This window comes from Psychromarinibacter sp. S121, from assembly GCF_049801035.1.
GTDB lineage: Bacteria > Pseudomonadota > Alphaproteobacteria > Rhodobacterales > Rhodobacteraceae > Psychromarinibacter.
The window spans coordinates 628,793-645,853 of record NZ_JBNAGE010000003.1 but is presented as its reverse complement, the minus strand read 5'-3'; the positions used below and the strand labels follow the sequence as shown (position 1 = coordinate 645,853).

Annotated in this window: 13 protein-coding genes; 5 read left to right on the top strand and 8 right to left on the bottom strand. The window is 67.8% G+C overall.

Going from position 1 to position 17,061, the window contains the following annotated elements; genetic code table 11:
• Nucleotide 1 precedes the first annotated feature (1 nt).
• Nucleotides 2–1,471, top strand: a complete 1,470-nt coding sequence (locus ACP156_RS16845) for an MFS transporter (protein WP_425052521.1) — start codon at nt 2–4, stop codon at nt 1,469–1,471.
• Nucleotide 1,472: 1 nt separating this feature from the next.
• Here ACP156_RS16845 and ACP156_RS16840 read toward each other — a convergent pair whose 3' ends face one another.
• From ACP156_RS16840 to ACP156_RS16810, 7 genes are all read right to left on the bottom strand, one after another.
• On the bottom strand, nt 1,473–2,249 hold the full coding sequence (locus ACP156_RS16840) for a DUF2189 domain-containing protein (protein WP_425052520.1): 777 nt from the start codon (nt 2,247–2,249) through the stop codon (nt 1,473–1,475).
• A 76-nt stretch (nt 2,250–2,325) separates the two neighbouring features.
• Nucleotides 2,326–3,732, bottom strand: coding sequence for an amidase (locus ACP156_RS16835; RefSeq protein ID WP_425052519.1), 1,407 nt, complete (start codon nt 3,730–3,732; stop codon nt 2,326–2,328).
• 180 nt (nt 3,733–3,912) lie between these two features.
• Nucleotides 3,913–5,037: a peptide chain release factor 2 gene (gene prfB, locus ACP156_RS16830; protein ID WP_425052518.1), complete on the bottom strand. Its 1,125-nt coding sequence runs from the start codon at nt 5,035–5,037 to the stop codon at nt 3,913–3,915.
• A gap of 103 nt (nt 5,038–5,140) precedes the next feature.
• The gene (locus ACP156_RS16825; RefSeq protein ID WP_425052517.1) at nt 5,141–5,602 is read right to left on the bottom strand and encodes a hypothetical protein; all 462 of its coding nucleotides are present in this window, start codon (nt 5,600–5,602) and stop codon (nt 5,141–5,143) included.
• Nucleotides 5,599–6,420, bottom strand: a complete 822-nt coding sequence (locus ACP156_RS16820) for an arylamine N-acetyltransferase family protein (RefSeq protein ID WP_425052516.1) — start codon at nt 6,418–6,420, stop codon at nt 5,599–5,601. Before ACP156_RS16820 ends, ACP156_RS16825 begins: the two co-directional genes overlap by 4 nt.
• Before the next feature lie 52 nt (nt 6,421–6,472).
• Entirely contained in the window at nt 6,473–7,225 is a 753-nt protein-coding gene (locus ACP156_RS16815; RefSeq protein WP_425052515.1) for a DsbA family protein, read from the bottom strand.
• Nucleotides 7,226–7,230: 5 nt separating this feature from the next.
• Nucleotides 7,231–8,565 carry a M48 family metalloprotease gene (locus tag ACP156_RS16810; RefSeq protein ID WP_425052514.1) on the bottom strand — a complete coding sequence of 445 codons (1,335 nt, stop codon included), beginning with the start codon at nt 8,563–8,565 and terminating at the stop codon, nt 7,231–7,233.
• A gap of 59 nt (nt 8,566–8,624) precedes the next feature.
• Between ACP156_RS16810 and ACP156_RS16805 the strand changes: the two genes are divergently transcribed.
• A complete protein-coding gene (locus tag ACP156_RS16805) occupies nt 8,625–9,764 on the top strand; it encodes a pyridoxal phosphate-dependent aminotransferase (protein ID WP_425052513.1) in 1,140 nt (379 codons plus the stop codon).
• A gap of 175 nt (nt 9,765–9,939) precedes the next feature.
• Nucleotides 9,940–11,151, top strand: a complete 1,212-nt coding sequence (locus tag ACP156_RS16800; protein WP_425052512.1) for an N-acetylmuramoyl-L-alanine amidase — start codon at nt 9,940–9,942, stop codon at nt 11,149–11,151.
• Between the two features lie 4 nt (nt 11,152–11,155).
• Here the strand turns inward: ACP156_RS16800 and ACP156_RS16795 are convergent, their stop codons facing one another.
• Complete coding sequence (locus ACP156_RS16795) at nt 11,156–11,761, bottom strand: class I SAM-dependent methyltransferase (protein WP_425052511.1); 606 nt, start codon at nt 11,759–11,761, stop codon at nt 11,156–11,158.
• Between the two features lie 161 nt (nt 11,762–11,922).
• Between ACP156_RS16795 and ACP156_RS16790 the strand changes: the two genes are divergently transcribed.
• Together ACP156_RS16790 and ACP156_RS16785 are read left to right on the top strand one after the other, a co-directional pair.
• Complete coding sequence (locus ACP156_RS16790) at nt 11,923–14,472, top strand: penicillin-binding protein 1A (RefSeq protein ID WP_425052510.1); 2,550 nt, start codon at nt 11,923–11,925, stop codon at nt 14,470–14,472.
• A 161-nt stretch (nt 14,473–14,633) separates the two neighbouring features.
• Nucleotides 14,634–17,021 (top strand): mechanosensitive ion channel domain-containing protein, encoded by a 2,388-nt coding sequence (locus tag ACP156_RS16785; RefSeq protein WP_425052509.1) that lies wholly within the window; start codon nt 14,634–14,636, stop codon nt 17,019–17,021.
• Nucleotides 17,022–17,061: the final 40 nt, after the last annotated feature.

Here is a 17,061-nt window from a genome sequence, read left to right as displayed (position 1 = left end):
CTTGAGCGACAGCGCACCAGAGATACGGGCGCCGCAGACCCCTGCGGCGCCCGATTTCGTTCGGGGGTTTTGCCCGGCCGGGCGGCGCCCGCTGCTGCTGGCCGCCTGCATTCTTGCATCGGCGCTGGGCTTCATCGACGGTTCTGTCGTGTCGATCGCCATCCCCGCAATGCGCGAGACGCTGGGCGCGTCGCTGCCGCAGGCGCAGTGGATTTCCAACGCCTACATGCTGGCCCTGTCGGCGCTGATCCTCGTCGGCGGCGGCGCAGGAGACCGCTTCGGGCTGGCGAGGGTGTTCAGCATCGGCATCGCGCTGTTTGTCGCAGCCTCGCTTCTGTGCGCCGCCGCCCCCACCGCCGGTTGGCTGATCGCGGCCCGCACGGTGCAGGGCTGTGGCGCGGCGCTGATGATCCCGGGCAGCCTTGCCCTGATCGCCCGCGCCTACCCCGAGGCCGAACGGGGCCGTGCCATCGGTATCTGGGCGGCCGCGTCGTCGCTGACCACCGCCGCCGGTCCCATCATCGGCGGTGCGGCGCTGTCTTTCGGAGGGCCAGAGTTCTGGCGGGCGATTTTTGCGGTCAATCTGCCGCTGGGGCTTGCGGCGATCTGGATGATCCGCCGCGCGGTCGCTGACGATCCGGGCCACGCGGGTCACCGCCTCGACATACCCGGCGCGGCGCTGGCCGTGGCGGGGCTTGGACTGCTGGCACTGTCGCTGACCGCCGGCGGCGACTTGCCCCTTCGCATTGGCCTGGCTGCCGCGGGCTTGCTGGCGCTGGCCGCGTTCCTGCGGGTCGAGGCGCGAAGCCCTGCCCCGATGCTCGACCTCGCGCTGTTCCGCAACCACAGTTTCTCGGCTGCGAACGTGCTGACGTTCTTCCTGTACTTCTCGCTGTCCGCGATCACCTTCTTCCTGCCGATGCTGCTGATCGCGGCATGGGGCATCACCGAGTTGATCGCCACGATCGCTTTCGCGCCGCTGTCGGTCTTCATCCCGCTGATGTCCGCCACCGCCGGCCGGCTGTCGGATCGGTATGGCCCAGCCCGCCCCATCGCTGCCGGGTCTGCGCTGGTAGCCCTGGCCTATGCCGGGCTGGCCCTGACCGTGGGCTGGCGGGACTTCTGGACGACGCTGCTGCCGCTGATGGCGCTGATGGGGTTCGGCATGTCGCTGGTCGTGGCCCCGTTGTCGACAGCGGTGATGCGGGGCGTGGCCGAGGGCAACACGGGCGCCGCCTCTGGCGTGAACAACGCGGTGTCGCGGGTGGCCGGTCTGGTGGCCGTCGCCGCGATGGGCAGCGTCGCCGCGCTGGCCTACGGCGCGGCCGGTGGGCCCGCGAGCTATGGCGATACGCTGGCCGACCCCGCCCATGTCACGGCAAGCGGAACCGCCTTCGCGGTGATCGCGTGGACCACCGCCGCGATGGCCGCCGCGTCAGCCGCCGTCGCGTGGATCGGCCTGCGCCGCTAGTCTAGGGCAGCGGGTCGTACAGCGCGCGGCGGTACAGGTGCCACGTCGCATGCCCAAGCACCGGCAGGACAACGAACAGCCCAAGAAACCACGGCAGCATCCCGACGAACAGCAGAAGCGCGATGATCGCGGCCCAGACCAGCATCACCGGCAGGTTCGCCAAGGTGCAGCGGAAGCTGAGCAGCATGGCCGAGATGAAGTCGATCTCTTTCTCCAGCAGCAGCGGCAGGCTGACCACGGTCAGGGCGAACAGCACGAAGGCCGCCACGCCGCCCACCACCAGTTCGACGCCGATCATGGTCAGGCCGGTGGGCGTCAGGAAGCTGTCCCACGATGTCGACACGTTCATCAGCGCCGAGGGGCCCATGAACAGCGCGAACAGCATGTGGGCGAGAAAGGACCAGAACAGGAAGTAGATCACGATGATCGCGCCCGCCCACGGGATCTGCCGGTTGCGTTCGCGCGCGACCACACCCAGCACGGCGGACCATGTCAGCGACTCGCCGTCCTCCAGCCTGCGGGACACCTCGTACAGCCCGACCGCCGCGAAGGGCGCGACCAGCGGGAAACCCAAAGACAGGACCAGCGTCCACGTCCAGTTGCCCGCCCCCAGCAGCACCAGCACCAGCCCCACCAGCGCATAGACCCCGCCGAAGAACAGCCCGAAGGCCGGGGCGGCGCGGAAATCCCGCCAGCCGCAGCCCAGCGACACCAGTATCTCTGCAAGCGTCACCCGGCCGACCTGCGGCAGCGGGGACGGTTCGCTTATCTCGACCATCGGCACCTCCCGTTCCCGTGAACAGAGCATGACCGATCCACGCGGAAAAGATGTATTCGCGGTTCAGAATGGAGCGTCAGAGATTGGGCGGGCGCGTCTCGGGCCAGCGGGTCGCGTCGTGGTAGGCGGCGGCGAGGTTCAGAAGAGCGCCGTCTGCGCCGCGCGGTCCGGCGAGTTGCACGCCCATCGGCAGCCCCCCTGCCCCGAACCCCGCAGGCATCGCGGTGCAGGGCAGTCCGATCAGGCTTGCCGGAATGACGCATTCCATCCAGCGGTGGTAGGTGTCCGTCGGCGTGCCCGCGATCTCTTTCGGCCAGTCCCATTCCGCCGGGAAGGGCCACAGTTGTGCGGTCGGCAAAGCAACGGCGTCGTAGGTGGCGAACACCTCTGACGCGGCGCGGAACCAGTCAGAGCGGATCGCGCTGGCCGCAAGGATCTGTTCATTGGTCAGGGCACGGCCACGCTCGATCTCCCAGAGCATCGCGGGTTTGTACATCGCGCGTTTCTCGGGGTCGGCGTAGGCTGCCGCGTGCGCGCCCGCCGCCGCCCAGCTGCGCAGGGTCGTCCAGCTGTCCCACAGCTTCGCGGCCGGGAACGGTGGCGCGATCTCTTCCACGGTGCAGCCGAGATCCTCGAACGTCGTCAGCGCCTTGCGGCAAAGGTCGAGGATGCCCGGCTCGGTCGGCCATGCGCCACCCCAGTCGCCCAGCCAACCGATCCGCTTGCCGGCGATGTCGTCGTTCAGCTTGCCCGCCACGAAGGACGCGCCGCCGGGCTGGCCCGGCTCGGGCCCCGCCAGCACCTCGAGCAACGCGGCAAGGTCGCGCGGGTTGCGGGCCATCGGCCCCAGCGTGGCCAACGGGTGCAGGAACAACTCGCCCTGCCCGTCCCCCGGCACCAGCCCGACCGTGGGACGATGGCCGTAGACGTTGTTCCAGCCCGCCGGGTTGCGCAGGCTGCCCATCGCGTCCGAGCCGTCTGCGACCCACGCCATCCGGCAGGCAAGCGCCGCGCCAGCCCCGCCCGAGGATCCGCCAGCCGTGCGGGAGAGATCATAGGGGTTCCGCGTGACGCCGAAGATCGGGTTGTAAGAGTGCGAGCCTAGCCCGAACTCTGGTACGTTCGTCTTGCCGATCAGGATCGCGCCCGCCGCGCGCAGCCGCGCAGCAAGCACCTCGTCCGCCTCGGGCACGTGGTCGGCGAACATCGGCGAGCCGTGGGTCGAGCGGATGCCCTTCACCTCGACAAGGTCCTTCACTGCGATCGGCACCCCATGCAGCGGCCCGCGCCACGGACCCGCGTCCACCTCGGCAGCCTCGGCCATCAGGTCGGCGCGGTCCCTCAGCGAGACGACAGCGTTCACCCGGCCGTTCACCGCGTCGATCCGGTCCAGCACGGCGGTCATCACCTCGCGCGCCGACAGCGCCCTTGCCGCCAGACGCTCGGTCAGGTCCGCCAGCGTCAGATCCAGCACTTCGTTCATTCCGCGCTCTCCCGATGGTCCACGGCACCATGGCTAACGCCTTGCCGGGCGGGACAAAAGACGCAGCGCGTCAATTGCGGGGAAAATGCGGGGCCGGGATCGCGTATGTCCGGGCCGGGCAAGAAGAAAGCGCCGGAGAGACCTCGGCGCTTTGCTTTCGTGTTCCGGTGATCGGGGACGTCAATCCTCGGCGGTGGCCTCGGCCCGGCTTTTGCCCGAAACGTCCATGGCCAGCGTCGCCGCCATGAAGGCGTCGAGGTCGCCGTCCAGCACGCCGGAGGTGTCAGAGGTCTCGTGGCTGGTCCGCAGATCCTTCACCATCTGATAGGGCTGAAGCACGTAGGACCGGATCTGGTTGCCCCAGCCGGCAGAGCCCTTGTTTTCATGCGCCTCGGTGATCGCGGCGTTCCGCTTGTCCAGTTCCATCTGGTACAGGCGCGATTTCAGGGCCTTCATCGCGATGTCGCGGTTCTGGTGCTGCGACTTCTCGGACGAGGTCACCACGATGCCGGTGGGCGCGTGGGTGATCCGCACGGCAGAGTCGGTGGTGTTCACGTGCTGACCGCCCGCGCCCGAGGACCGGTAGGTGTCGATGCGGATATCCGCCGGGTTCACCTCGATCTCGATGTTGTCGTCGACCACGGGATAAACCCAGACCGACGCGAAAGAGGTCTCGCGCGTGCCCTTGCCGAAGGGGGAAATCCGCACCAGCCGGTGGACGCCGCTTTCGGACTTCAGCCAGCCATAGGCGTTGTGGCCGGAAATCTTGTACGAGCACGACTTGATGCCCGCCTCGCTGCCCGGTTCCTCGGACTGCAGTTCCACCTTGAAGCCGCGCTTCTCGGCCCAGCGCACGTACATCCGCTGGAGCATCTGAGCCCAATCGCAGGCCTCGGTGCCACCGGCGCCCGCGTTGATTTCAAGGAAGGTGTCGTTGGCGTCGGCCTCGCCGTTGAGCAGCGCTTCGAGTTCCTTCTGGGCGGCGCGGTCGCGCAGCGCCTTCAGCGAGGCTTCGGCGTCGGCCACGACTTCGTCGTCCTCTTCCATCTCGCCAAGTTCGATAAGCTCGATGTTGTCGTTGAGGTCGGTCTCGATGCCCTCGAAGGTCTTCATCTGGTCGACCAGCGCCTGACGCTCGCGCATGAGTTTCTGCGCGTTCTCGGGGTCGTCCCACAGGGTCGGGTCCTCGACGCGCGCGTTGAACTCCTCCAGCCGGTGACTGGCGGTGTCGTAGTCCATCCGCTGCCGCAGCAGGGCCAGCGACTTGCGGATTTCTTCGACAACGTTCTGGGTTTCGGCGCGCATGGATCCACCTCTTGTTCAGGCGCCGGTGATACCAACGGCGCCGCCCGGCGGCAAGACCACGGGCGCGGGCGGACGACACATCCTCGCGACGCGGCGGACGCGGCTATTCGGAAAGGTAGCGTTCCAGCACGATCGCGGGCATCGCGCCGCGGATCAGGCTTTCGGGCAAGACGTAGGACGGCAGCAGGTCCAGCGTCAGGCGGCGCATCAGGTCCGCGTTCTCGGGCTCTGAGACGTCGATGACGGCGACGCGAATGCCCAGCTTGTCCGCCAGCGCGCCCAGTTCCTCGACCGCCGGGCCGCAGTCGGCGCAGTCGGGCTCGGTGAACATGGCGGCGCGCACCGGGCCGTCGCCCGCGCCGATGGTCGGACGGTCCGGGTCGAATAGCGTGTGCGCCTCCTCTGCGATCAGGTCGCGGTCGGCGGCGGCCTCTTCCGCGTAGGCGTCGTCGAGCGTGGGCGCGTCGGTGTCGAGCGACCGGAGCCGGTCCAGCACGTCCTGCGCCGGGGCGGCGGTGGCGGTTGCCGCCAGCAGCACCCCGGACAGCACCGCGGCGCGGATCATGCGGGCACCGGTGCGGGATGCTCCAGCCGTTGCCAGACCTGTTCCAGCACCGTGGGTCCGGCGTTCAGCCCGATCCGGCCAAGCACCTGCCCGAGGTCCGCAGTATCCGTGATGTCGCGGCGGGTGACGGCGTCGGGGGTTTCTTCCGTCAGGCTGCGGTTGAACACGCCGATGCGCGTCGCGCCGTCGAACCCGGCGGCCATCAGGTTCCACGGGAAGACGCTGTTGCGCCACGTGGCGGCGACATAGTTCGCGGCCTCGACCTCGGCATCGGTGACCGAGGCGCCGTCGAAACTGTAAAGCTTCTGCCAGCCATCCGGGGTCAGCCGTTCCAGCACATCCTCGCCCAGCGTTTCATTGCGGGTCATCCGATAGGTGCCGTTCGCGGCGGTCTGTTCGCCGGGCCGGATCTCGATCGGGGTCCGCGCGCCCGGCCCGCCAAAGCCGGTGTCGGCCAGCCAGCGGCTGCCGCCGATGCGGACGATCCAAGCAAGGTGGCTGCGCGCGCCGGGATCGGGATCGCGTTGCAACACGCGCGCCAGCGCGCGTCGGGCGTCAAAGCCCGCGCGGGCCAGCGCCGCGCCGAACAGCGTGTTCAGTTCATAGCAGTAGCCGCCCCGACCCCGGTGCAGGATCTTGTCCGCGATGTCGGCAGGGTCCAGCGACGGGGTGATGCCAAGGAAGGGCTCGATGCCTTCAAAGGGCAGCGCGCCCAGTTGCGCAGATTGCAACTGCGCCAGCCCCTCGGGCGTGGCGGGCGGAAGCGTCTCGAGCCCGAGGCGGGCGCAATAGCGGGCGGAGTCGGTATCGGTGAGCATTGTCGGATCGCGAGCGCCGCGTGATCGGACGCCCGCATTGGACCGGGGCGGATCAGCCCTCGGCCCGGACCTCGGCGAGGATTTCGCGCATGCCGTCGATCGGGACATAGCCGCGCACCATCTCGGAGTCGAAGATGAAGGACGGCGTGCCGCTGATCGCCATGCGCTGCGCCAGCGCGCGGTTCTGCGCGATGATCGCTTCGGTCTCGGCGCTGTTCATGGCGTCGAACACGGCGGGCGTGTCATAGCCCTGCTCTTCGGACATCGCCGAAAGCGCTTCTTCGGTGACTTCGCCGCGCATGGTCATCAGCAGGTCGTGCACGGTCTCGTAGGCCGCGTCGCCCTCGACCGATTTCACCGCGATGGCGAAGCGCGAGGCAAGCACGGACTGCTCGCCGAGGATCGGGAATTCCTTGACGATGTAGCGGATGTTGCCGTCGCTTTCGATCAGCTCGCTGACTTCGGGGTGCGCCTTGCGGCAGTAGCCGCAGCGGTAGTCCATGAACTCGACAATTGTGATGTCGCCGTCGGGGTTGCCGCCGACCCACGAATAACCGTCGTCGAACAACTCGTCGCTGTTGGTTTCGACCAGCGCCACGTCATTGGCGGCCTGCGCCTCGGCTTGGCGCTGTTCCAGCACGTTGATGGCTTCAAGCAGGACTTCGGGGTTGTCCATCAGGTAGTTGCGGACCTCGGAGCGGAAGATCATCCGCTCTTCCTCGGTCATCTCGGACAGGTCGAATGCGGCCAGCGGCGTGGCGGTCATCGCGACCATCGCGGCGACCAGCGGAAGACGGGTTTTCATATGGCTTATCCTCTTTCAATTCCGGCGGCGTGCGCCGCTGATAACACATCCTGGGCGCGGATCCATCCGGGTGAGCCGCGGGGAAGAAGGGCCGAGGCGCGCTCGGCGTGGATCATCGCGGTCTTGAGGTTCCCAAGAACCGCATAGCGTTCGGCGGTCACGGCCGAAGCCATGCCGTTGTTGCCGGTTTTGGCGTAGGCGACGGCAAGGTCGCGCAGCATGCGCGGGTCGGTGCCGTCGCGGGTGCGGGCCCGTTCCAGCGGGCCCAGCGCCGCGGCATACTGGCCCGAGGCGGCAAGCGCCCGGCCATAGCCCGCAAGGATCAGCGGCTCGGAGGGCGCGGCGTTGGCGGCGGCGCCGTAGCTGCGCGCGGCGCCGGCGAAATCGCGGCTTTCAAGCTGGATCTGACCCAGAAGGTCCAGGTAATAGGCGTCGTTCCGCATCGAAAGCAGACGGTTCATCGCGGCCATCGCGTCGCTGCGGCGGCCCGAGCGGTGAAAGGCGATGGCCTGCCGCATCAACCCGAGTTCCGAATTGTCCTTGCCCACGCGGGTCAGCGTCCAGCCCGGTTTGCGGATGAAGGCCGACAGCTTGCCCTGTGCCCGCAGGAACCAGTACTGCGCCTGCGGGTGGTCGGTGGCCTTGGGTCCATAGGCGGCGGCGTAGCCCTCGACCGCGCGGATGCGGTCGCGGCTTAGGGGATGCGAGCGGACGTAAGGGTCCTGCCGGTACTCGGACAGCACCTCTTGCCCGCGGAAGTACTCCAGCACATCCGCCATGGCGGTCGGGTCGATGTTGCGCATCGCCATGTAGCGCAGCGCCGACTGGTCGGCCGACGCTTCTTCGGCGCGGGTGTGCCTCAGGAAGACGCGGTTGGCGGAACTGCCGGTGCCCAGCGCGATGCCGGCGGCGGCCTCGCCGCTGCCGGTCGCCGCGCCTAAAGCCAGCGCCATTACCAGCCCGAACCGCGCCGCGGTGTTGGCGTTGCCGAGATTGGTCAGACGCCGCGCGATGTGGCCGTTGGCGATATGAGCGATTTCGTGGGCGATGACGGCCTGAAGCTCTTCGGCGCGCTGCGCCTTCAGGATCAGGCCCGAATGGATCAGGATGTGCCGGCTGTCGACCACGAAGGCGTTCAGGCGGTCGTCGTCGACCACCAGCACCTTCACCTGCGACGGCGGCAGGCCGGCGGCTGTCAGCAGCGGCTCGGCCAGCTTGTGCAGCGCGTTCTCGATATCGGGATCGCGCAGCAGGCCCTGCGCAGCGGCGGGCAGCGCGAGGCCGGAAAAGGCCAGCACGAGAAGCGCCGCGCGCAGTCGCGTCAGAACGTGTCGCGCCATTGACTGTCCGTCTCTCCGGGTGCAGGTCCTGCGTTGCGCAAAACCATAGAGAGGGCTGGATGCGGAACTCAAGACGCAGCGAGGTCGATGCCTTCATTGTGATGGATGTGATGGAAGCGGCACGGCAGGCCGAGGCTTCCGGGCAACACGTCATCCACATGGAAGTGGGCCAGCCGGGCACCCCTGCCCCCGCAGGCGCGCGCGCCGCGGTGACCAGGGCGATGGCCGACGATCCGCTGGGCTATACCGTGTCGCTTGGGCTGCCGGCGCTGAGGGCGCGGATCGCGGGACTGTACCGGGACTGGTACGGCGTCGATCTGGACCCGGCCCGGGTGGTGGTGACGGCAGGCTCGTCGGGTGCGTTCCTGCTGGCCTTCTCGGCGCTGTTCGACAGCGGCGACAAGGTGGGGATCGGTGCGCCCGGCTATCCGTCGTATCGCCATATCCTGTCCGCGCTGGGACTGACCCCGGTGATGATCGAGACCGCGCCCGAGAACCGGCTGCAACCGGTGCCGGGCGACCTGCCGATGGATCTGGCCGGGCTGATGGTCGCCTCGCCCGCCAACCCGACCGGCACGATGCTGGACCGCGATGCGCTGGCCGCGCTGATCGGGGCGGCGCAGGCGAACGGGACGGCCTTCATCTCGGACGAGATCTATCACGGCATCGAATACGAACGGAAAGCGGTGACGGCGCTGGAAATCTCGGACGACGTCTACGTGATCAATTCGTTCTCGAAATACTTCAGCATGACCGGCTGGCGGGTGGGCTGGATGGTGGTGCCCGAGGGCCACGTCCGCACCGTCGAGCGGCTGGCGCAGAACATGTTCATCTGCGCCCCCCACGTCAGCCAGGTCGCCGCGCTGGCCGCGATGGACTGCACGGACGAGTTGCAGGCGAACATGGCGGTCTATACCGAGAACCGCCGCCTGATGATGGAGGGCCTGCCCGCCGCAGGCTTTACCGAGATCGCGCCGCCCGACGGAGCCTTCTATGTCTACGCGGACGTGTCGGCGCTGACCACGGACAGCCGCGCCTTCGCAGCCGAGATCCTGCGCGAGGCGGGCGTCGCGGTGACACCGGGGCTGGACTTCGACGCGGATCGGGGCGCGGGCACGCTGCGGTTCTCTTACGCGCGCTCGACCGAGGATATCCGCGAGGGGCTGGCCCGGCTGAAGGCGTTCATGGACGCACGCTAGCGCCGCCTCTCGCGCGGTGGCGGGGGCGCTGCCCCCGTCGCGCCCTGCGCGACTCCCCCGAGGTACTTGGGAAGAGAAGAAGCAGGCGGACCGGTTGCATGGCGCTCGGCGCTTTCCGTGCGGCGGGAAAGCCGGTATGGTCCCGCGCAAATCGGCGCAGACCGGCGAAGGCATCATGAGCAGACTTTTCATCGCATTCTGTGCGCTCTTCTGGGGCGTGGCGGCGCAGGGGCAGGACCTTGCGGGACTGGCGCGCGTCGATGCCGCAGGTTCGTCGGTGACCGACACCGCGGCCGGGGTGGACTTGGTGCTGTCGCTTAGCCAGCCGGTGCCTTACCGCGTGTTCACGCTGGACGCGCCGCGGCGGCTGGTGCTGGATTTCTCGACCGTGGACTGGGCCGGGCTGGACACCGACGCGTTCGACCGGTCAGAGGCGGTGGCTTCGGTTTCGGTGGGACCGTTCCGGCCGGGCTGGTCGCGGATGGTGGTGGAACTGGCCGCGCCGATGGCGGTCGCCGAGGCGTGGATGGACACCGGCGCGGCAAATGCCGTGACGGTCCGGCTGGAAGCGGTGAGCGAGGACGTGTTCGCCGCCGCCGCCGGGGCGCCGCCGAGCGCGCTGTTCGCGCTGCCCGATCCCGCCGTCGCGCCGGAGCCGGCGCACCGAAGGCAGGACGGGACACGGCCGGTGGTCGTGGTGCTGGACCCCGGTCACGGCGGCATCGACCCCGGCGCCGAGCGGGACGGTACCGTCGAAGCGGACCTGATGCTGCAATTCGCCCGCGAATTGCGCGAGGTGCTGCGCCGCGCGGGAGGTTTCGAGGTCTACATGACCCGCGACGACGATATCTTCGTGCCTCTGGAGATGCGCGTCTCGATCGCGCGGATGGCCGGGGCGGACGTGTTCATCTCGCTTCATGCGGATGCGTTGGCCGAGGGCCGTGCGCGGGGGGCGACGGTCTATACGCTGAGCGAGACCGCGTCGGACGTCGCATCGGAGAAGTTGGCCGAACGACACGACCGGGGCGACCTGTTGGCGGGTGTCGACCTGACCGACCACGACGACCGCGTGGCGAAGGTGCTGATGGAGCTGGCGCGCGCCGAGACGCAGCCGCGCGCCGACCGGCTGGCGGATGCCCTGGTGGCGGGCCTGCGTGAGACCATCGGCCCGCTGTACAAGCGGCCCCGGCTGGAAGCGTCGTTCTCGGTGCTGAAGGCGGCGGACATCCCGTCGGTGCTGATCGAGCTGGGGTTCCTGTCGTCCGACACCGACCGCGAGAACCTGCTGTCGGAAGAGTGGCGCGCCAATGCCGCGGACGGTATCCGCGACGCGCTGATCGCCTGGGCCGCGGCGGATGCGGCGGAGGCTGCCTTGCTGCGGCAGTAAAGTCCTAGCTGGCGTCGCGACGCTTGCGCGCCAGCCAGATCGTGTGACCGGCGCAGGTCGGGTCCTCGGGCTTGAAGTCCACCACATCGAAGCCCGACGCGTCGAGGCAGGCACGGTAGTCGTCGGGCGCCAGGCTGGCGTGGTAGACCGGCTCTCCCTCGACCCGCCCGATGGGTTCGCCCGCGTCGGGACCGGAGGTGAACATCAGCACCGCGCGCGGCGCGGCATGGGCCGCGAAGGTCGGGAACATCTCGCGCTGGTCGCCGGGCGACAGGTGGAAGAAGCTGTCCCACGCGAGGATCGCATCGAACTGGCGGGCGAGGTTTAGCCCGCGCATGTCCGAGCGCACGCATTCGGCCTGCGGCAAGTTCTGGCGGAACAGCGACACCATCGCGGGCGCACCGTCGACGCCCGTGACCATGCAGCGGCGGTCCACGAGATACTCGGCGATGGGGCGTCCGGGGCCGCAGCCGAGATCGAGGACGCGACGTCCCGGAGCGAAGTTCAGCATGCGGTCCAGCCAGCGCCGTTCGAACAGGGTCCGGTCGCGGCTGGCGGAATAGCCGCGCGCAACACGTTCGTAAGTGGGCAGAATATCCTCGGGTCTCATGCAGAAAGCGTTATGGATGGGGGGGCGCAGGCGCAACCCCCCGGGGGCGAAGCAGCCCTGCGGGGCCGGATCACATGGGCGCGATGCCGCCGATCCTTCTTTTGACGTAAACACAAAGCTTCTATACTGCCGGACTGATACGAAAATCGCAGGAACAGGCCATGCTGCGCATCATCGCGTCGTTCTTCGGCGCCATCTTCAGCTGGATCACCATCGGCATCGTCATGGCCGCGCTTACCATCGGCGCGGTGTTCTACATGTATGGCCGCGACCTGCCGAATCACGAGCAACTTGCGCTGTATGCGCCGCCCACCATCAGCCGCATCTACAGCGGCGAGGGGCAGTTGATCGACGAGTTCGCCAAGGAACGGCGGCTGTTCACCCCGATCGAGGATATTCCCGACATCGTGAAGCAGGCCTTCATCTCGGCCGAGGACAAGAACTTTTACCAGCACCACGGCTACGATCCGCGCGGCATGGTGGCGGCGGCGCTGGACGCGCTGCGCGGCGGGCGGCTGCGGGGCGCCTCGACCATTCCGCAGCAGGTGGTGAAGAACTTCCTGCTGTCGTCGGACCGCTCGGCGGAGCGGAAGATCAAGGAACTGATCCTGTCGGTGCGGCTGGAGAACACGCTGTCGAAGGACGAGATCCTGGAACTGTACCTGAACGAGATCTACCTCGGTCAGAACTCGTACGGCGTGACCGCCGCGGCGCAGGTGTATTTCAACAAGACGCTTGAAGAACTGACCGTGGCCGAGGCGGCCTATCTTGGCGCGCTGCCGCAGCAGCCGGCGCGGACGCACCCCGTGCGCGACCGCGACTTCGCGATCTCGCGGCGCGACTACGTGCTGCGCGAGATGCGGGAGAACGGCTATATCACCGCGGCGCAATACGACATCGCCACCGAGGATCCGCTGCGCACGGTGCAGGCGGGCGACTTCGACAGCTTCCGGTCCGTGATGCCCCCGCGCGACTATTTCACCGACGAGATCCGGCGCCAGTTGTCGCGCGATTTCGGGACCGAGGAATTCTTCGGCGGCGGCCTGACGATCCGGGCCACCATCGACCCGGACCTGCAGAGGGTCGCCGCGCTGGCGCTGCAGCACGGGCTGGAGACTTACGACCGTGGACTTGGCGTGTGGCACGGCATCGTGGAAACCCTCGACCCCGCCGTGCTGACGACCGAGGCGGACTGGCGCAAGGCGCTGGCCGACGTCGACATCGCGCGCGATATCGAGGGCTGGCACCCCGCCGTCGTGCTGGAGGTGGGCAACAACGATGCCCGCATCGGGATCGAAGGCATCGACGAGGATGACGACGGCCACTGGATTCCCGCGAAGGACGTGACCTGGGCCCGGCCGCGGCAGGAAGACGGTTCGCTTGGCAATCAGGCACGGGTTGCGGGCGACCTGCTGGAAGTGGGCGACGTGGTGCATGTGCGCGCCATGACCTCGGACAGCGACGGTAGCTTCATTCGCTGGACCCTGCGGCAGATCCCCGAGGTGCAGGGCGGCTTCATGGCGATGGACGTCGAGAACGGCCGCGTTCTGGCGATGCAGGGCGGCTTCAGCTACGAGGACTCGGTGTTCAACCGCGCCACGCAGGCGACGCGGCAGCCGGGGTCCAGCTTCAAGCCCTTCGTCTATGCCTCGGCGCTGGACAGCGGCTTTACCCCGGCCACCATCATCATCGACGCGCCGATCGAGGTCGACACCGGCGCCGGGGTCTGGCGTCCGACGAACGCGTCGCAGCAGTTCTACGGCCCGACGCCCCTGCGCACCGGGATCGAGCGGTCGCGGAACCTGATGACCGTGCGGCTTGCGCAAGAGATCGGGATGGACCTTGTGGCGTCCTATGCCGAGCGTTTCGGCGTGTACGACCGGCTGGAGCCGTTCCTTGCCAACAGCCTTGGCGCGCAGGAAACCACCCTGTTCAAGATGGTAGCGGCTTACGCGATGTTCGCCAACGGCGGCGAACGGGTGGAACCGACGCTGGTCGACCGGGTGCAGAACCGCTGGGGCGAGACGATCTATCGCCATGACCAGCGCGAGTGCGTGGACTGCGAGTTTGCGTCGCTGGAGCCGGGACTTGCCCCCGAGATCGTGTCGCACAACGAACGCGTGATGAACGCGATCACCGCTTACCAGCTGACCTCGATGATGCAGGGCGTGGTGCAGCGCGGCACGGCGGCGGGCCGGGTCAACGTGGGCGTGCCGGTTGCTGGCAAGACCGGCACCACCAACGACGCGAAGGACGTTTGGTTCGTGGGCTTCACCTCGAATATCGTGGCGGGCTGCTACATCGGTTATGACCGGCCGCGCCGGATGCCGGGCGCTTCGGGCGGCGGCATGTGCGCGCCGGTCTGGAACGAGTTCATGAAGGTCGCGACCGAGAAATACGGCGGCGGCAAGTTCGACGTGCCGCCGGGTGGCCGGTTCATCAAGATCGACCGCTTCACCGGCGCCCGCCTGCCCGACGACGCGCAGGGCGAGAACGTGGTGGCCGAATACTTCCGTAGCGGTGAAGAGCCCGTGTTCGGCGTCATGTTCGATGGTGGCTGGGCGATGGGGTCGAACCTGCCGATGTTCGCGCCGGGCGAAGGCGACGGCGTGATCGATCAGGGGGTGACGGTCGAAACCTCGGATGGTCAGGTGACCATCATCCCGGACAAGGCGGACTTCGGAACGCTCAGTACGGGCGGGCTTTATTGACGCCGCCCTGCCCTGCAATTCCGCGCGGCACGCGTCCGCGCGGGATCGCCTGCCGGGCCGTCAGTGGCAAAAGATGCTTGCGACATGTACGGATTCAAGATTGATCCGTAGGGAAGCCCGCTAGGTATGACGGGCATCCATGTAACAAGACGCGAGTAACGATGCGACTTTCTCTGGTCCGGTTCCTGACCACCCTGCTTCTTTCCCTTTCCCTGTTCCCCCTGTTGCCCGCGCTTGCGCAGGAGACGGCGGCCGACCCTGCCGCCGAGACGGCCGAGACCGCGCCGTCCAGCGTCGATCTGCTGATCGAGGTGCTTGAGGACGACGCCCAGCGCGCCGAGCTGCTTGAAAAACTGCGCGCCGCCGAAGAGGACACGGCCACCACGTCCGACGCCATCGTCGAGACGCTGGAAACCGCCGCCGAACCCGAGCCGACGGACCTGTCCTTCGGCCGGCGTATCGCGCTTGTGACGCAGGAGGTGGCCGAGGGCATCGCCGGTCAGCTGAGCGCGGTCTGGGCACAACTGACCAACGGGCCCGGCGTGTTCGACGGGCTGTCGGGGAACGAGACCTCGGTGCTGCTGGACGCGCTGAAGGAACTGGCGCTGGTGATCATCGGTACGGTTCTGGTCTATGTCGTGCTGCGTCGGCTTGCGAAGCGCATCTACGCCCGCATGGGCGGGCGCGCTCGCGACAGCGGCTGGATGCGGACGGTGGGACTGTTCGCGGCCTCGTCCCTGATGGATGCGCTGATCGTCGTTGTCGCGTGGGCCGCGGGATATGCGCTGGCGGTGCTGGCGCTGGGAGATTTCGGCACCATAGGCATTCGGCAGACGCTGTACCTGAACGCCTTCCTGCTGGTGGAACTGGCGAAAGTCGGTCTGCGGATGATCCTGTCGCCGTCGTCCGGCGACCTGCGCATCCTGCCGGTCACCGACCGGGCGGCGCGCTACATGTCGCGGCGGCTGGGCCTGATCATCGGCGTCATCGGCTACGGGATGCTGCTGGTGGTTCCGATCATCAACGTGAACGTCTCTTTCGCCGCCGGACGCGCCGTGTCGGCGCTGATCGCCTTCGCGGTGTTGGCCTTCGCGGTCTTCCTCGTAATCCGGAACCGCCGTTCTGTGGCGGAATGGATGCTGGGCGACAAGACCCGCCTTGCCGATGCGCCGGATGCGGAACCGGTCGAGGTTCACCCGGAGATCGAGGCCGAGACGAATGCGATGGGACCGCGCCGGATGCGCGGCCCGCTGGCCTATCTCGCGCGGAACTGGCACTGGCCGGCGCTGGCTTACCTGCTGGTGCTGTTCTTCATCGTGCTGGCGCGTCCGGGCGAGGCCGCGTTCCAAGCGCTGCTGGGGTCCGGACAAGTTGCGGTGATCGCGCTGCTGGGTCTGCTGCTGTCGGGCGTGCTGACCCGCATCATGGTGCGCGGCGTGCAGGTGCCAGAGGGGCTCTCGGCCCGGTTGCCGCTTTTGGAAACCCGGCTGAACCGCTTCGTGCCCAAGCTTTTGTACGTGCTGCGGCTGGTGATCTTCGTCTCGGTCGTCCTGCTGGCACTGAATGCAATCAGCCTGATTGACCTGCGCGGCTGGATGATCAGTCAGTTCGGCATCCGCGCCACCAGCACCGTGTTCTCGGTCGCGATGGTTCTCTTGGGGTCGTTCCTTGTCTGGCTGGCGCTGACCTCGTGGGTCGACTATCGCCTGAACCCCGAGTTCGGGCAGGTCGCCAACGCACGGGAACGCACGCTGCTGACGCTGCTGCGGAACGCCGCGACCATCGCGCTGATCATCGTCACGCTGATGTTCGTGCTGTCCGAACTGGGGCTTGATATCGCGCCGCTGCTGGCCTCTGCCGGGGTGCTGGGTCTGGCCATCGGTTTCGGTGCCCAGAAGATGGTGCAGGACATCATCACCGGCATTTTCATCCAGCTTGAGAACGCGATGAACGTGGGCGACGTGGTGACCGTTGGCGGCACTACCGGCTCTGTCGAGCGGTTGACGATCCGGTCCGCTTCGCTGCGCGACGTGCAGGGCGTGTATCACATCATCCCGTTCTCGTCGGTCGACATGGTGTCGAACTACGTGAAGGACTTCGGCTACTACGTCTGCGACATGGGCATCGCCTATCGCGAAGACACGGAAGAGGCCAAGCAGGCGATGATCGACGCGTTCGAGGTGCTTCAGTCCGATCCGGAGCAGGCCGAGGCGATCATCGGCGAGTTCGAATACTTCGGCGTCAACAGCCTTGGCGACAGCGCGGTCGTGCTGCGGGCGCGGATCAAGTGCGCGCCGGGCAAACAGTGGGGCGTCGGCCGCGCCTACAACGGCATCGTCAAGCGCATCTTCGACGAACGCGGCATCGAGATCCCGTTCCCGCAACAGACCATCTGGCTGGGCGAGGCGAAGAACGGCACGACGCAGACGCTGAAGGTCGACAACTCGGCCAAGGCGCCCCGCGCGCTGCCCGAGCCCGAAGCGCCAGTGTCCGACGGCGAGGTTGCCGAGCCGCGCAAGGACATGCCGATGGACGAGGACGACACCTAGCGTCGTCTTCCGCCGCCGGCGCCCGCGTGGTGCCGGCGGC

What these genes read in the sequence shown, in the direction of transcription:
- ACP156_RS16815 (WP_425052515.1), bottom strand. Translation starts at nt 7,225, where the DNA reads ATGAAAACCCGTCTTCCGCTGGTCGCCGCGATGGTCGCGATGACCGCC.
- ACP156_RS16805 (WP_425052513.1), top strand. Translation starts at nt 8,625, where the DNA reads ATGCGGAACTCAAGACGCAGCGAGGTCGATGCCTTCATTGTGATGGAT.
- ACP156_RS16810 (WP_425052514.1), bottom strand. Translation starts at nt 8,565, where the DNA reads ATGGCGCGACACGTTCTGACGCGACTGCGCGCGGCGCTTCTCGTGCTG.
- ACP156_RS16800 (WP_425052512.1), top strand. Translation starts at nt 9,940, where the DNA reads ATGAGCAGACTTTTCATCGCATTCTGTGCGCTCTTCTGGGGCGTGGCG.
- ACP156_RS16785 (WP_425052509.1), top strand. Translation starts at nt 14,634, where the DNA reads ATGCGACTTTCTCTGGTCCGGTTCCTGACCACCCTGCTTCTTTCCCTT.
- ACP156_RS16795 (WP_425052511.1), bottom strand. Translation starts at nt 11,761, where the DNA reads ATGAGACCCGAGGATATTCTGCCCACTTACGAACGTGTTGCGCGCGGC.
- ACP156_RS16820 (WP_425052516.1), bottom strand. Translation starts at nt 6,420, where the DNA reads ATGCTCACCGATACCGACTCCGCCCGCTATTGCGCCCGCCTCGGGCTC.
- ACP156_RS16835 (WP_425052519.1), bottom strand. Translation starts at nt 3,732, where the DNA reads ATGAACGAAGTGCTGGATCTGACGCTGGCGGACCTGACCGAGCGTCTG.
- ACP156_RS16790 (WP_425052510.1), top strand. Translation starts at nt 11,923, where the DNA reads ATGCTGCGCATCATCGCGTCGTTCTTCGGCGCCATCTTCAGCTGGATC.
- prfB (WP_425052518.1), bottom strand. Translation starts at nt 5,037, where the DNA reads ATGCGCGCCGAAACCCAGAACGTTGTCGAAGAAATCCGCAAGTCGCTG.
- ACP156_RS16840 (WP_425052520.1), bottom strand. Translation starts at nt 2,249, where the DNA reads ATGGTCGAGATAAGCGAACCGTCCCCGCTGCCGCAGGTCGGCCGGGTG.
- ACP156_RS16825 (WP_425052517.1), bottom strand. Translation starts at nt 5,602, where the DNA reads ATGATCCGCGCCGCGGTGCTGTCCGGGGTGCTGCTGGCGGCAACCGCC.